This is a genomic window from Bacteroides sp. NSJ-39 (genome assembly GCF_014287315.1).
GTDB classification, from domain to species: domain Bacteria; phylum Bacteroidota; class Bacteroidia; order Bacteroidales; family Bacteroidaceae; genus Bacteroides; species Bacteroides finegoldii.
In genome coordinates, this window is sequence record NZ_JACOOB010000022.1 from 1 (window position 1) to 14909 (window position 14909).

Here is a 14909-nt window from a genome sequence, read left to right on the forward strand (position 1 = left end):
TGATGCAATTCCGCTTCCAGGTTGTCATGGATTTCTTTCTCCGTTATGCCGCAAATATCTACAAAACGTTCATCCATTGAAATATCCTTCAAGTTATTCAAGTCACTGAATACGCTCACCTTACCAAATTTCGTCACCCCCGTCAGCAAAGCGAACTTGATGCAGCCGTCTTTCGTTTTCAAAGCCCCATAGAAAGGCTTCAAGGTATTCCGGAATTGCTGTTGCAGCTCCTCATTGCCAATCGACTGCAACATCGGCTTGTCATATTCATCCACCAAGATAACCACCCGCTGACCGGTCTTTTCATAAGCACGTTGGATAATACCGGCAAAACGCAGAGAAAATGAGGTCTCTGACGGACGAGTTCCATATTTACTTTCCCAATATTCCAAATTATCATTCAAAATCTTATCCAGACTCTCCGAAGTGTCATACTTCTCGATATTAAGGTCAAGGTGCAAAATAGGATGTTCCATCCAATCTTTTTCAAGTTTCTCCACCGCCAAGCCTGCAAACAGTTCCTTCTTCCCTTGAAAATAGGCTTCCAAAGTAGAGATAAGCAGACTCTTTCCGAAACGTCGCGGACGACTCAGAAAGTAATAACTCCCGGTCTTTACCATCTGATACATCAAGGCTGTCTTATCTATATAGAAATAACCGTCTTGACGGATTTTCTCGAAGTTCTGGATACCAATAGGATATATTTTATTGCTCATACATGCTACAACCTTTTAATTATGCTGCATACAAATATACAGCTTTCATTCTATATTACAAAACTAGCAGTGATTTTAATTCTATGATAGAAAAAACTTTTGGATGAGCTATATTCAGGAACAGAAGTTGCAAGCGTATTTCAATTAGTTTCACTCAATACAGCAAAACCATGAGCAAAACCACGAGGAATAAAGAATTGACGATGATTCTCCTCTGTCAATTCTACCGCTACATGCTGACCATAGGTAGGCGAACCTTTGCGGATATCAACAGCCACATCCAGCACTGCACCCTTTACGCAACGTACTAACTTACTTTGGCTGTAAGGCATAGTTTGAAAATGTAGTCCCCTCATCACTCCATACGAGGACATACTTTCATTATCTTGTACAAACTTAATGGGACGTACCTTTTCGTCAAACTCCCTTTGCGAGAACGATTCGAAGAAACACCCCTTGTCATCCTTAAAAAGACGTGGTTCAATGATTACCACCCCTTCAATATTTGTCTTAACAACTTCCATACAGATTATCTATTCTTATACATATCCTCGTAATAGCTCTCGTAAGCACCACTGGTGATATTATCCATCCACTCCTGATTATCCAGATACCACTGCACCGTCTTCTCAATACCCTCTTCAAACTGCAGACTAGGCTCCCAGCCCAATTCATTCTTCAGTTTCGTAGAGTCAATAGCATAGCGTAAGTCATGTCCCATACGGTCCATTACATAAGTAATCAGTTCCTCGCTGTGTCCTTCAGGATTACCTAGTAATCGGTCCACAGTCTTAATAATCACATGGATAATATCTATATTCTTCCACTCGTTAAAGCCACCGATGTTATATGTATCCGCCACCTTACCCTTATGGAAAATCACATCTATGGCCCTTGCATGATCTACCACGTAGAGCCAGTCGCGCACATTCTCTCCCTTGCCATATACTGGTAACGGTTTGCGGTGGCGAATATTGTTAATAAACAGCGGAATCAGCTTTTCGGGAAACTGATAAGGTCCATAGTTATTCGAACAGTTTGTCACAATAGTCGGCATACCATAAGTATCATGGAAAGCGCGGACAAAGTGATCACTACCCGCTTTCGAAGCCGAATAGGGTGAGTGTGGATTATACTTTGTTGTCTCTTTGAAGAACTCATCGCCATATACTTCGTGTGCAGATATATCCGAAGACTTGCCTTCCGGCTGCGTCAATTCCAATGCTCCATACACCTCATCAGTTGAAATATGATAGAAGCGCTTACCCTCATAGCCTTCCGGAAGATACTCCCAAGTTAACCTGGCAGCTTGTAATAAAGAGAGAGTTCCAAGAACATTAGTACGAGCAAAAGTAAACGGATCTCTGATACTACGATCCACGTGACTTTCGGCAGCTAAATGAATAACCCCATCTATATGATACTGTTTAAAAATCTTCAGCATCATCTCAAAGTCACAAATATCCGCTTTTACAAAAGTGTAGTTTGGTTTATTCTCTACATCTTTTAAGTTAGCCAGATTTCCCGCATAAGTCAACTTGTCCAAATTGATAATATGGTAATCGGGATACTTGTTCACAAACAAACGTACCACATGACTGCCTATAAATCCGGCTCCACCGGTAATGATAATATTTCTTTTATTCATAAATTACTCTTTCCTGTACGTTCCACTTCCTCTACTACCTGCAACAAATACTGCCCATATTGATTCTTCAGCATCGGTTGGGCCAACTCACGCATCTTGTTAGCATCAATCCAACCTTGTCTAAACGCTATACCTTCCAGACAAGCCACTTTCAGTCCCTGCCGTTTTTCAATCACCTCAATAAAAGTCGATGCTTCACTCAACGAGTCGTGTGTACCCGTATCCAACCAAGCAAAGCCACGTCCCAGTGTCTGTACTTTCAACTCACTATCCTCCAGAAATCGCTGGTTCACAGTGGTAATCTCCAATTCTCCACGAGCTGACGGTTTAATGTGCTTCGCTACATCTACCACTTTATTAGGATAGAAATAAAGCCCTACTACCGCATAATTCGATTTTGGCTGTACAGGTTTTTCCTCAATGCTTAAGCAATTACCCTCGTCATCAAACTCCGCCACACCATAGCGTTCCGGATCACTTACCCAATAACCAAACACGGTAGCTTTTTGCTCCTTTTCTGCCATGTATACCGCCTCTTTCAACATGGTACTAAAGCCATTACCATGAAAGATGTTATCACCTAACACCAAACAGACCGAATCACTACCAATAAAATCCTCACCAATGATAAAGGCCTGTGCCAATCCATCAGGTGACGGTTGTTCTGCATATTCAAACCTCACGCCATAATCACTACCATCACCCAGCAAGCGCTTAAATCCCGGCAAGTCATGTGGAGTAGAGATAATCAATATCTCACGAATACCCGCCAACATCAAAACCGAAATAGGATAATAAATCATCGGTTTATCAAAAATAGGAATCAGCTGTTTGCTAATGCCTTTGGTAATAGGATACAAACGCGTACCGCTACCACCAGCTAAAACAATACCTTTCATGTCATTGTATAGTCTATTTCTTTTTACACTCCATTAGATAGTCATTAGCGTTTTAACAATGCTAACACAAACTGCGGCACTTTCCATGCCATTTTCTCCAACTTCGTCAAAGTAGGAGCCATACCGTGCGAAGCATATACCCGTATATCCTCATCCCACATTTTTTTACGCCTAGCACTATCAGTAGAAAGTCCCCCCATACGCATCTTTACAATATACTCTCCCAAATAAGTTGTCGTGAGTCCTCCCGTAATAAGATAGCGTAACAATAAATCGCTATCTGCTGCTATTTTATAGCTTTCGTTATAGAGCCCTAAACGGTTTACCACCTCACGACGAATATAACAGGTAGGATGCAGTGGTAACCAACCGTGACGTACTTTCCAAAGTCGATAACTACCTCCAATCCAATTACGTACCACTTTATCTGTATTATTAGGATTCACAAAAAGCCCATCTCCATACAAGAAGTCAGCTCGAGTGATTTTCATACGTTCCGCAATACGGCTTACCACCCCATTATCATAGAAGAAATCATCCGAATGCAGCAATCCGATTACATCACCTGTAGCCACACGAATTCCCTTATTAATGGCTTCATACATTCCATGATCAGGCTCCGAGATAATAGTTGAGATACGATCTTCATATTCCCTAACAATCTCTAACGAACCATCCGTACTCGCCCCATCTACAACAATAAATTCTATATTATTATAGTCCTGTGCCAAGACACTCTCTATGGCATCACGAATCGTCGCTGCACGATTAAAACATGACGTTATTATAGATACTTTCATAAGATTCTATTTTTGAACTCGCTAATTATTGTCATCTCGAAAACCACTCCTGCAGTTTCTTCTCAATCAGTTTCTGTGCGTTTCCTTTCCCTATTTGCTTAAACTCAAAAGTTTTTGCCTGTTCCATTTTTGCGGCAAGATCCCTCTCGTCAAATACCCCTAGTACACAGCCCAAAGTATCCAATTTTCTAATTAATTGAAACTGGTCATGGATATGCTCTACCTTGTCATATCTTGGTATCACAACTATTCTTTTCCTCAATTCCATCGCTTCCGATATTGCTCCCCAGCCACCTTGAAGTATTAATATATCAGCTCTAGAAATATACTCCTTCATCTGCTCCTTTGTACAAAATTTAAAAGCTTTCGCATGTTTGTAGGGATAATCCGTATATCCAGTTTGTACTATTACCTCTTCCTTAGTTATAGCTGCCCATTCATCCACGGCTTTTGCCATACGATTGAAGGCTATGTTCATTGTACCTAAACTAGCAAAAATCATAAAACACCACAACAAATTGAATTAGGGAATAATTGCCGCATCTCTTCCCATTGGACCAAAAACAGATCACTATACCGTTCTATCCATACGGGAGTTTTAGAAGCATGTGTCACATCAGCAGCCGAATTAACAAATATCACTTTTGTCCCCAACAGTTTTTTTGCGAAAAAAACCGTAGGTACTGTCACGCCAGCTCCTGTAGTAATGATTACATCTGGGCGTTTCACCAGCACCCAGAATATTGCTTGCAAACAGTTCACTATCAGTGTCCATTTCTTTGCTGGTTGAAAATTCACTAAAAATACATGTTCCTTGTCTGCCATAAAAGCTTTAGTTGATGTCGTTTTTAAGGTAAGCCAATAGCAATCCCATTGCTCGGGAATAGCACCGATAGCCAATTGTAGCTCACGTAAATGCCCGCCTGCCGAACAAGCTAAACAGATTTTAGGAGATTTATGCAACATAAGAGCCACCATAATAATGATTATTCACCATAAATATTTCTTTCTTTTATAAATCTTGCAGGATTACCTGCATAAATGCCAAAATCAGTAGTATTTTTGGTAAGTACTGCGCCAGCACCAACAACCGAATATCGACAAAGATGTAATCCTGGCAGAATTATGGCTCTTGCTCCAATAAACACATCATTGTCAATAACCACATCACCTACAACCAGAGGTAATTTATTATCAGATAAATCATGGGATCCATTACAGATATAAGCATACTGCGCTATGGTTACTCTCTCTTTTATAATAACAGGTCCCAAATTATATATTTCGCTTCGAGTCGCTATACAAGACCTATCTCCTACGGTTAAAAGCCATGGGGCATATATACGGGCAGTAGGCGCAATAAAAGGATGACCACTAATATGTGCCCCAAACAACTTCAATAGAAATATATGCCACCGATAAAAAGGCTTTGGCAGCCACCTTACAAAAAGCGTCCAAACCACTTCCCATATACGAATCATGATTGCTTCTTTCTTTGGCCATGGGCTAGAATACGCATCACGTTGGTTTTTATTTTTATGATAAAGCTTACTCACCACCTAATACTTTTTTAAAAATACTCATATACATATCAGACACTCTACTCACACTAAAACCTGCAGACTTTTTAATTGCTTTCGCTGACATTTCTGAATACATTTTTTCATCTGATAATAAGCGCATTAAACAATTAGCTAACAATTCATCACATCGTACATCAGTATGATCAAAGACCAATCCGTTCTCATTATCCACTATAAAGTCCTTAAAACAATCTAAATTCGAAACAATAGGAACCAATCCTAATCCCATTGCCTCAAGAGGGGCTACACCGAATGTCTCACCTAATCCAGCTATAGAAGGATAGCAAAAAATATCACCTTTACGTATTTCTTTTGCCAACAAACTAGGTGAGAAAATAGGTTCCACCCATGTTATCCTGTATCCTCTTACCAAAGATTCTAAATAATCTACATAGTCTTCACCACTACCTCCGTCTTCTATTTTCGTTGCACCAATTATCCGTAATCCAACAGATCCCCCCACCTCATGGAGTCTTGTCACTGCTTTTACTAATATATCCAGTCCCTTTTCTCTATGTACTCTGCCAGAATAAACCACTTCCGGACTATCTGAAAGAGTTTTTACCATGTGTTCATTACAGAATATATGAGTATCAATCGGATTGGGTATGACACAAGCCCTAGATTTCATACTCGGACTCTGTTCTATTAATGCATTGTAAACTGCAGTTGACACACATGCCAAACTACTCATAGCAAAATACGCCCCCATCTGTTTCTTCGGAAATCGGGCCACATTATATAAAGCCCTACGATACTTCCATTTAAATAATAGACAAAGAATAGGGCTCCATATTGAATTAAGCACAAGCATATCACATTTAGGCATTTTACTTAATGCCTTTATTGAAAAAACAAAATCCAGAACAAAGTCCTTTACCCAAGATCCAGTTCTTTCATAGCCATGCAGAAGAAGATTATCATCCATAGAACTCTCTTTTAGTGGTTTCTTAGATATAAAGATGACTTGATGTCCCTTATTTCTCATATCTGTACCGATAGAGTACCATAATTTTTCCACTGCTCCAATAGCATATGGGGGTAGACAGCCAAAAGGCCCTGTTATTATATTTACTTTCATGTCAGCTCAATGATATTATGCAGCATCAAGCCGACTGATTATATTAAATGAGAGATAAGGGTTTACCCCCCCCCCCCCGATAACATTTGTTAACACTCTTTTCTTTATAAACTTTGCCGGATTCCCACCAACCACAGTCCATGACTCAACATCCTTAACCACTACCGCACGAGCTGCACAAACAGCACCTTCACTAACAGTTACTCCTTGCCCAATAAAAGCTTCTGCACACACCCAAGCCCTGTCTTCAATCACAATAGAAGCATCGGTTTGATGATGATGTGGATCTGATATATCGTGCCCTGCTGTACAAAGAAAAGCCCGTTGACTCACAGTAGCATTGCGCCCTATATGAATAGATGCTGCATTATAGCAGTCTACTCCTTCAGCCAAACAAGCGTAATCATCCATTGTCAGTAACCAAGGCTGAAACACCTTTGTAGTAGCATAGACTACTGCCGTAGGTGCAATCTTTGCCCCAAAAGCACGAAGCAGCATACGTTTCCATCCCATTGCCATAGAGCGAGGAAACGGACGGGCAAGACAAGTCCAAACCATACTCCATATCAATCTGCGAAGCTTATTCCTCTTCGAATATGGAGTTTTAAATCCCATCAAATCCTTTTTCATAAAATTGATTTATACATTTCCACAAATTCCTCTGCCACCTTACGTGCCGAATACTTCTCCTCTACCAATTTACGACCGTTACGTCCCATCATCTCCAGCTCATTTTCAGTAAGCGATAAAAAGTTACGAAGTGCTTGTACGGTTGCCTCTGTACCTACCTCCGTCCACCAGCCACACCGCCGACTTTCTAACTCACTCCATGGTGTGCCCATTGTAGTTACCACAGGCGTACCACTAGCCAATGCCTCTGCCACCACAATACCAAAATTCTCGCTGTGTGTAGGTAATATAAAAAGATCCGCTTGGCGGAACAATTCCCATTTACGATTGCCGTATACACCACCTTCAAAACTTATCAGCTGGGATATATCCAAGCGTGTAGCCATTTGTTTCAGCTCCTCAATGTATGTAGTATCCCCTTCTCCGGCAATACGTACCACATAGGCTTGCATCTGCCATTTGAGCTGCGCCACCGCCTCGATTAAGAAGTTAATCCCCTTCTTCATATGCACACGGCTCAAGAAAAGAATCTCCTTGTTTCGTTTCCACGTAGGTTTTACCCTAATACTATCCACATCAATGCCATTAGCTATAATATATATCTTATCATTGTAACCTAGCTTCAGCAGATTCTCCTTTTCGCTTTCCGCCGTGGCATGAATAATATCAGCCTGTTTTACCGCCTCCTTCTGATAGAGCAATAGAGCAGGAACCTTTTTTGTCCAATAATGACGTTTCAATATCCAAGGCTCCAACATTCCATGAGGTGTAAGTACTACCTTATAGCCAAGAGTCTGTGCCCACTTCTGCGTAAAAGCACAAGCAGGCATCCAGCAACAATTCACATGTACTACATCTGGACATACCTCATTTAAGAGAGCTTCAAACTGACGTTTCATCTTTCTAAACTGTTTGAAGTGAGATACATAGTACACCTTGCAGTTATCCATCACCACAGGATTCTCACTCGCATGGCTCACCACATGGAGTTCCACCAATTTACCCAACTCCTTAGTTAGCAACTGCATATAGGCAGCAGTACCACCCGATGCACGGTCTAAACTAGGAATATAATGTAATACTTTCATCTATTTCAAATTTTGAGTAGTTTTACTTTGATGTAAATTATAATACAGCCATCGCTTTATCAACCATGTTTTTAGGAAGTAGCGTAGCCGCCAAAAGTTTGGCGTTCTCACCCATCTTTACCAACTTATCATCTGGGATATGAGTAATTACCTCTACACACTCTTCCATTGACTCGAATGTTCTCCCATTCTCATCATTTTGAATATAGCTATATTCTACACATTGCAAAGTCTCCTCCGATCGTTTGAAAGTAAAAATTGGCAAGCCATACCCCATCGCCTCTACAATAGATAATCCCACCCATCCCGGCTGAAAATAGATATCAGATATTGTAAAAAGCTCCCTTTTTATCTCTGCATCATATACAGCTCCAAAATCGTACACATTAGTATAAATTGAAAAATCTGGTTTATTCGCTCCGTCACCAATAATGATAAATCCAAAACGCTTTTTATCCAACCGTTTGACGGTTTCTATAAATAAATCTACTCGTCGATAAGACGAAGTAAATCGAGCACAAAATATGAGTATTCGCTCCTCCTTAATAGCATACTTCTCTTTTAAGTCCATTATCTCGCAAGCAGGCCGATACTTTACAATCTCCTCCATGCCTGTAATGGTATTGTTCAGAGCTACAATTTTTTTCTTTGGAAATACAGATTGCCATTGTTTCTCCTCTTTCGGCATATATACCCATACACCATCAGCCAAAGCTATCATCCACTTCAATTTCCAATCTGGATTCTTCTCCTCCATCAGATAGCGCTTCACCGAGATTCCTTGCCCATAGAGGATAATTTTCTTCCGATGAATAAACTTAGTAAACAAGAATAACCATGTAGTAAGATGTGCAAAATGTAACATCAGCACCAATGTATCATATTTCTTCGACAACAGAGGTTTAGGATTATACCACAAAAATCCCTGTAATGTTTTATTCGCAATAGGCATTAGCTCATCCGTATTTATTTTAAAACCGTTTTTTTTCGCGTCAGCTACAGAGTTATATATATAAATATCAGAGCATTCACACCGTTGGCGTAATAAAGTAAAAAACTCATCCCGATAGTGCGGAACTTCTGGTTGGAGTATCGCAATTCTTTTCTTATTCATTTATATGATTTATTACAATAATTTTTTTAAGACATTCCGATAAATGCCGTTGCCCTTTTTCATTCAAATGAATAACATCTCTATACATATCCACAGTCTCTCCCATCGCTAATCCTGTGTAACAAGATACTCCCGCTTCTTGAGCCCAACTAATAATTTGTTTTCCCATTTCATTGTATTCTCCTCTATACACCTCACCTTGTTCAGCATGCAAATAGATATAAAAAGGTATAGCCACTGAGTCAGCTATGGTCTTGAGTTTATAAAAACCAGGATTAAACATCATAGATTTAGGAGCAACAGAAGCATTTTCTATGTGCTCAACAATCACTTTATCAGGATCTAGCCTCGGAATATCTTGTATAAAATAACCTTTAATACAAGGTAGTAGATACCTATCCATTAACTCCCAGACTGCCATTTTATACTGTCTGACTGGATAGTTAGGATATTTTCCCACTACAGCAATATGCGACATTATATCCCGAGCATCATGACTGCTACACACCAATACCATAGCACTAGCACCAAATGTTCCTTTTTCCTTGAGATAGGCAGCACAATTATCAGGTCCCCAGCTACCTGCTGAAATATTAAGCATTTGCATTCCAGTTTCTTTGCTAAACAAAGTGGTAGCTATGGAATCTTGGTCGATCATAGTACCTCCAAAAATGACTGAATCACCCAGTCCCAATACTCTAACCTTCGTACTGTCAGGATTACTATCATTTCGTTGCGAATAAGCGTTATAACGCGAATGTGCCCCAAAACGATACCGTTCTTGATTGGGTTGTGCTATATATTCGTATGAATCACTGTGTTGATAGAGTAGTGCATCACAAAAACCAAAGACATAGCGTAACAACACCTCCACAGAAAGCAAAAAGCCAACTATAATCAGTAGAGTAAAAAAAAGCTTCCTCATTCATTCCTATATAAATCAATTTTATTCATCAATTCATCCGATACGCCTGTCTCCACTTTTCTACAAAACATTTTTTCCGAAATAAGTAACTTATCATAATCTTTTTCTTTATAAACGGAAATACCACCATTATACTCTATATAATGTAGGGGAGTTAAACCTACTAATCCCGGATAGTTCTTCTCCGTATAGAGCAAAGCATTCTTTCCAAAAGGTGAATTAAACACCAGCGTATGCAGCATCATCTCATCGGGAGCAAAGGTATACTTAAAATATGTTCTTATTTGTTTACCATTTATCCGGTAATAGTCCAGCACATATTGCAAACACTCCCTCGAAAGTGCCCACCACGATGAACCTTCATAAACCGGCATCCCGTTGAAGTGATTACGATGTTTAAAAAAGAAAAGCCGTGTAATCCGTCGCATCCCGCCACAAAGTAGATGCTTTAATTGAGGATTACCAATCTTACTGTCCCTAAAAAAATGGTATGCCTTTATTCTTTCGGGCATCTTGCGAGGCTCCTTCAATTCAGATAGATTAAGAGCCATAATACATTCTTTATTTCTATGTTCTTTAAAGTAACTCAATATCTGGGAATTCGGCCATATTGGATAATCTAAACCCGAAATATACACAAAACGATCATACTCTTTTTTAGACTCCATAGCCCTTTTTATTAAAACTAAAATGGCTTCACATTGTGAGTACCCCCCCAATTAATATTTATTAATTTAGACACATTTAACTCAAGTGCATTTTGTGGAGCCTGTACATCTTTTGGAGGTATTGTTGACTTCTGGTCTAAATGAACAAAGAATCCCGTTTGCTGATGATAGGTTAAAGCCTTTATTAACCTATTGAGTTGTGTACAGTCAGTATGTGCACAAATAAGATAAGCTATTTTCATTCAATACTATATTTACGATATTTCCTATAATCATCGAGTACACTCACTGTGAGCCAATACACAAAACAGAGATACCAACCTCCTTGAAACACATAGGCCTCGAAGAGAGTGTGTAAACTCATAAAGATAAATAAGGCGTAATAAAGTGCTATTTCTTTATTCTCACGAAGGTAACGTAAAGGTAGTATAGCACGCTTCACAAGTAGAATAGCTAATATAAGACCTAACAATCCAGCTTGCGACAGAATAGAAAGCCATCCTGAGCCTGTTTCGGCACGACCTACTTGTTTCTCTGCACCAATTCCTGTAGCTGAAAAGCCTATACCCCATAATGGAGAAGTAGTAAACTCTTCTACTCTTGCCATCCACAATGAACCACGGGAGTTGTCTGTTAAACTTTTAACCTCTTTCTTATTCTGCATACGTGTTGCCCCTTCCACGAACTTTGGCATCAAGAATACTGATATCACAGCAATAAAAGCTACTATACCAAAGGCACGGGTGAGATTTTGATTAATCAAATAAACAAGCAACAATGCTGCTCCTACTGAGATTCCCAAAGCTGATCGAGAAGCCCCCCATATAGTTACCATCACAGAGACATAAATCAAAGGTAACATCATCAGTGACCATATTACCCCCTTTCTCTGCCAAATTAGAATCATCTGATAGACAAAAAAAATAGTTGCAATAGCACAGGCTGCACTGAGCCACATAGGGTGAACAGTAAAACCTGAAAAATCAAGAGTAAACGTTTCTCCCAAATGCCTCCAGTTATATAATTGATAATTGATACCCTTCACATGTGCATAATAATTAATTGGTGCCGTAAGCGCAAAGCCCCACATAAAACAGCGCAACATCCTCACTTTAAACCTATAGAATTTAAAGGAAGAAAACATCAATGTACCAATAAACACTAGTGCAAACTGAGCTACACGTAAAGTTAGCGTAAGGTTAACAGTAGATGAGAACACTACGACTACCAACATGCCTATTGCTAGTTTTGCACGTTTCCCTTTACCACTACCGTATTGTTGCGCTAAGATGAACATAACCAATAAGATGATATAGTATCCCCACGATGGCAAGTCAGGATATAAATTGGAGAAGAGACAAACTGTCAAGAATATCTCCAATTTGTAACTAACTAACTTTTTTTTTATTTCCGAAATCGATAAAGTCATATTTATATCATTATTTCGATTCCTCTATCCCTGCTTTCAGTGCTTCCAGCATACCTCGTCCATACTTCAAATCAGGTTCCATATAGTTACCCTCTCCCCACTCGTTCCATGCTTTAATCAATACTACTTGCTCTTCTTTAGGCTTGTGTTTTACCAATGCAATCACACGCTTTACCAAGCCTTTGAAATATTGGGGCTGACAATTATAGAAAAGTGTACCGTTATTGCCCGAACGTGGCGTATGGTCCCAGTTTGGCGAAATTACCGGTATCTCACATACATCCTTCGAAGTTTCGCCTACCATATACTTCACCGCATCCTTATAAGCATATTTATCCGGACCCGGCCAGATGCGTTTACGCAGCTCTATCAGAACTTTTTTATAGAGAGGAAGCATATGGTGAATGTTCATAAACGAGTCATTGTACACCGCATTATACCCCCAATCCAGTATTTCTTTTTTACGACGACCTTTGTCGGTTTTACCCACAAAGTAGAACCCTTCAAGCCCATTCTCTTTAGCCATCTTTTGCCATAATTCCATAAATCGTTTGAGGGAAGGGTTATCCAATGGATTATATACCATAAAGAGGAGTTTTCCATTAACCTTGATATAACGATTATCCTTAAATGCAGGCAACATAGTATTGAAATGAAGAATAAAATCCTCATCACCAGGATAGGTTTGCTCCATGAGCATCTCTTGCGTACCATTTTTGTCAAACTGTTTTTTTGCCCACGAATGATTGGCCCACGCTAAGCAGAAAGGGAAATCCGGCTTTCCATAAGCCACAACTTCATCAAATGGACGTTGTAACAAACGCCTTCCATTTCCAAACCAATAATGCCAATAACAAAAGCCTTCAATCCCATACTCACGAGCCATCCTAGCCTGTGCTTCCCGACTTTCTGAAAGTCGGAGGTCATAAAAGCCTAAATCTGCAGGTATTTTAGGTTGATAATGTCCCCTATAGAGTTTCTTTGCTCTCACGACATTCGTCCATTCTGTAAAACCGGCTCCCCACCACTCATCATTTTCTTTAGTAGGATGATATTGAGGCAAATAAAATGCGATAAACCGTGCCATATTATTTGTTAACTAATTTCTTGTAGCAGTTAATAAGCTCAATAGCTATTTTCTCAGGATTATGCCTTTCCATAGCATGAGTACGACTATTTTCAGAAAACATCATAAGCTTTTCCTTGTCATAAGCAATAGAGACTATTGCATTTGCCATTTGATAAGGATCATTGGCTGGAAAAAGCAACCCATCTATTTTATCCCGTACAAGGGTAGATATTCCCCCTACGTTTGTCGAGATAACAGGCACTCCGAGAATTTGTGCTTCACATATAGAATTAGGACTATTCTCTATGTATGCAGTATGCACGTAAATAGTGGAATTGCACAATAAATCTATCATCTTATCAGGATAAAGTATGCCTAGAAGATTTACATTATTAGCTTTGATTTTTTTCTTTTCTTTATATTCTACCATCATTCTGAATTCGTTAGGCATCTTGCCTACTACATTCCACTCAAAATCCACATTAAGTTTTTTTAGAATAGATGCAATCTTCAGGATAACATCAATGCCCTTATATAAAGTAGAGCACCCCACTGTTACTATTTTTATTTTCTTATCAATCTGATATGACCATTTTTTATCAGTCTCTATAAATGCCTCTCTCAAAGCTTCGTCTACATGAAAATATCTTCGCCCCGGATGAAAAACATTAGAGATGGCATAGTCCCAGTCTGTTCGTCCCATATAGTTACTTACACATTCCCAGGTTCTTTTCTCCATTTGCTCTCTTGTCTCATTTTTCATACATTGCGACCAATGCAATACGTATCTCAACAGATTCCCTTTCATTGCTGCTACATAAGTAGCACCATTATATTTTGGAGGATATTGCGCATTGTAAATAGGAATTAATGCCCCCTGAATATGTACAACAACAGGAATATTTGTCTCTCTTGCAATCAACCCGAAAGGCCACTCCGTACCAAAAACCTGAATCACATCAGGCTTATATTGTTTTACTACTTTTTTAGCTTCTGCTACAAGTTTTTCTGCCTCGACATCCCAAGTGAAAAAGTTCTTTAATTTTTCACCACTATTAAAATTTATGTCAATAGGCACATAAGTTACCCCATCTATATTTTTCACTTCTCCTTTTCCTTTAAAAGCAATTACAAGTTCAATCTGCGTATATTTCATTACTATAGATTGAAGACTGTCCTGCCAACCGCCTAATACTCCGGACGTACAAGAATTATATCTTGAAGGGGCGTTTAAATTAAACCATAATATTCTCATATCT

Annotated in this window: 16 protein-coding genes and 1 pseudogene; all 17 read right to left on the minus strand. The window is 39.3% G+C overall.

All coding sequences use genetic code 11. The annotated features are described in order from the left end of the window. Nucleotides 1-716, minus strand: a 716-nt coding sequence (locus tag H8S63_RS17505) for an AAA family ATPase (RefSeq protein ID WP_186927498.1), incomplete at its 3' end; no start/stop codon positions are given. A 146-nt stretch (nt 717-862) separates the two neighbouring features. Then, nucleotides 863-1240: pseudogene (gene rfbC / locus H8S63_RS17510) on the minus strand (dTDP-4-dehydrorhamnose 3,5-epimerase); the annotation flags it as partial. Nucleotides 1241-1245: 5 nt separating this feature from the next. Further along, complete coding sequence (gene rfbB, locus H8S63_RS17515) at nt 1246-2364, minus strand: dTDP-glucose 4,6-dehydratase (RefSeq protein WP_186927499.1); 1119 nt, start codon at nt 2362-2364, stop codon at nt 1246-1248. Continuing rightward, nucleotides 2361-3263 (minus strand): glucose-1-phosphate thymidylyltransferase RfbA, encoded by a 903-nt coding sequence (gene rfbA / locus H8S63_RS17520; RefSeq protein ID WP_186927500.1) that lies wholly within the window; start codon nt 3261-3263, stop codon nt 2361-2363. The genes rfbB and rfbA overlap by 4 nt, the downstream gene beginning before the upstream one ends. A 44-nt stretch (nt 3264-3307) precedes the next feature. Continuing rightward, entirely contained in the window at nt 3308-4063 is a 756-nt protein-coding gene (locus H8S63_RS17525) for a glycosyltransferase family 2 protein (RefSeq protein ID WP_186927501.1), read from the minus strand. A gap of 31 nt (nt 4064-4094) precedes the next feature. Beyond that, nucleotides 4095-4520, minus strand: coding sequence for a glycosyltransferase (locus tag H8S63_RS17530; protein ID WP_255467679.1), 426 nt, complete (start codon nt 4518-4520; stop codon nt 4095-4097). A gap of 41 nt (nt 4521-4561) precedes the next feature. Continuing rightward, complete coding sequence (locus tag H8S63_RS17535; RefSeq protein ID WP_004313228.1) at nt 4562-5041, minus strand: hypothetical protein; 480 nt, start codon at nt 5039-5041, stop codon at nt 4562-4564. Between the two features lie 8 nt (nt 5042-5049). Continuing rightward, nucleotides 5050-5619: a DapH/DapD/GlmU-related protein gene (locus tag H8S63_RS17540; protein ID WP_008997745.1), complete on the minus strand. Its 570-nt coding sequence runs from the start codon at nt 5617-5619 to the stop codon at nt 5050-5052. Continuing rightward, nucleotides 5612-6727, minus strand: coding sequence for a glycosyltransferase family 4 protein (locus H8S63_RS17545; protein WP_186927503.1), 1116 nt, complete (start codon nt 6725-6727; stop codon nt 5612-5614). The genes H8S63_RS17540 and H8S63_RS17545 overlap by 8 nt, the downstream gene beginning before the upstream one ends. 15 nt (nt 6728-6742) lie before the next feature. After that, nucleotides 6743-7342 carry a putative colanic acid biosynthesis acetyltransferase gene (locus tag H8S63_RS17550; protein ID WP_370527612.1) on the minus strand — a complete coding sequence of 200 codons (600 nt, stop codon included), beginning with the start codon at nt 7340-7342 and terminating at the stop codon, nt 6743-6745. An 11-nt stretch (nt 7343-7353) separates the two neighbouring features. After that, the gene (locus tag H8S63_RS17555; protein ID WP_186927504.1) at nt 7354-8445 is read right to left on the minus strand and encodes a glycosyltransferase; all 1092 of its coding nucleotides are present in this window, start codon (nt 8443-8445) and stop codon (nt 7354-7356) included. A 37-nt stretch (nt 8446-8482) separates the two neighbouring features. Continuing rightward, nucleotides 8483-9559: a glycosyltransferase gene (locus tag H8S63_RS17560; RefSeq protein WP_186927505.1), complete on the minus strand. Its 1077-nt coding sequence runs from the start codon at nt 9557-9559 to the stop codon at nt 8483-8485. Beyond that, nucleotides 9552-10484 carry a hypothetical protein gene (locus H8S63_RS17565; RefSeq protein ID WP_186927506.1) on the minus strand — a complete coding sequence of 311 codons (933 nt, stop codon included), beginning with the start codon at nt 10482-10484 and terminating at the stop codon, nt 9552-9554. Before H8S63_RS17565 ends, H8S63_RS17560 begins: the two co-directional genes overlap by 8 nt. Further along, nucleotides 10481-11203, minus strand: a complete 723-nt coding sequence (locus H8S63_RS17570) for a beta-1,6-N-acetylglucosaminyltransferase (protein WP_186927507.1) — start codon at nt 11201-11203, stop codon at nt 10481-10483. The genes H8S63_RS17565 and H8S63_RS17570 overlap by 4 nt, the downstream gene beginning before the upstream one ends. A 187-nt stretch (nt 11204-11390) precedes the next feature. Next, a complete protein-coding gene (locus tag H8S63_RS17575; protein ID WP_186927508.1) occupies nt 11391-12581 on the minus strand; it encodes an O-antigen ligase family protein in 1191 nt (396 codons plus the stop codon). A gap of 10 nt (nt 12582-12591) precedes the next feature. After that, nucleotides 12592-13668: a glycoside hydrolase family 99-like domain-containing protein gene (locus tag H8S63_RS17580; RefSeq protein ID WP_186927509.1), complete on the minus strand. Its 1077-nt coding sequence runs from the start codon at nt 13666-13668 to the stop codon at nt 12592-12594. A gap of 1 nt (nt 13669) precedes the next feature. Next, complete coding sequence (locus tag H8S63_RS17585) at nt 13670-14905, minus strand: glycosyltransferase family 4 protein (protein WP_186927510.1); 1236 nt, start codon at nt 14903-14905, stop codon at nt 13670-13672. Nucleotides 14906-14909 lie beyond the last annotated feature (4 nt).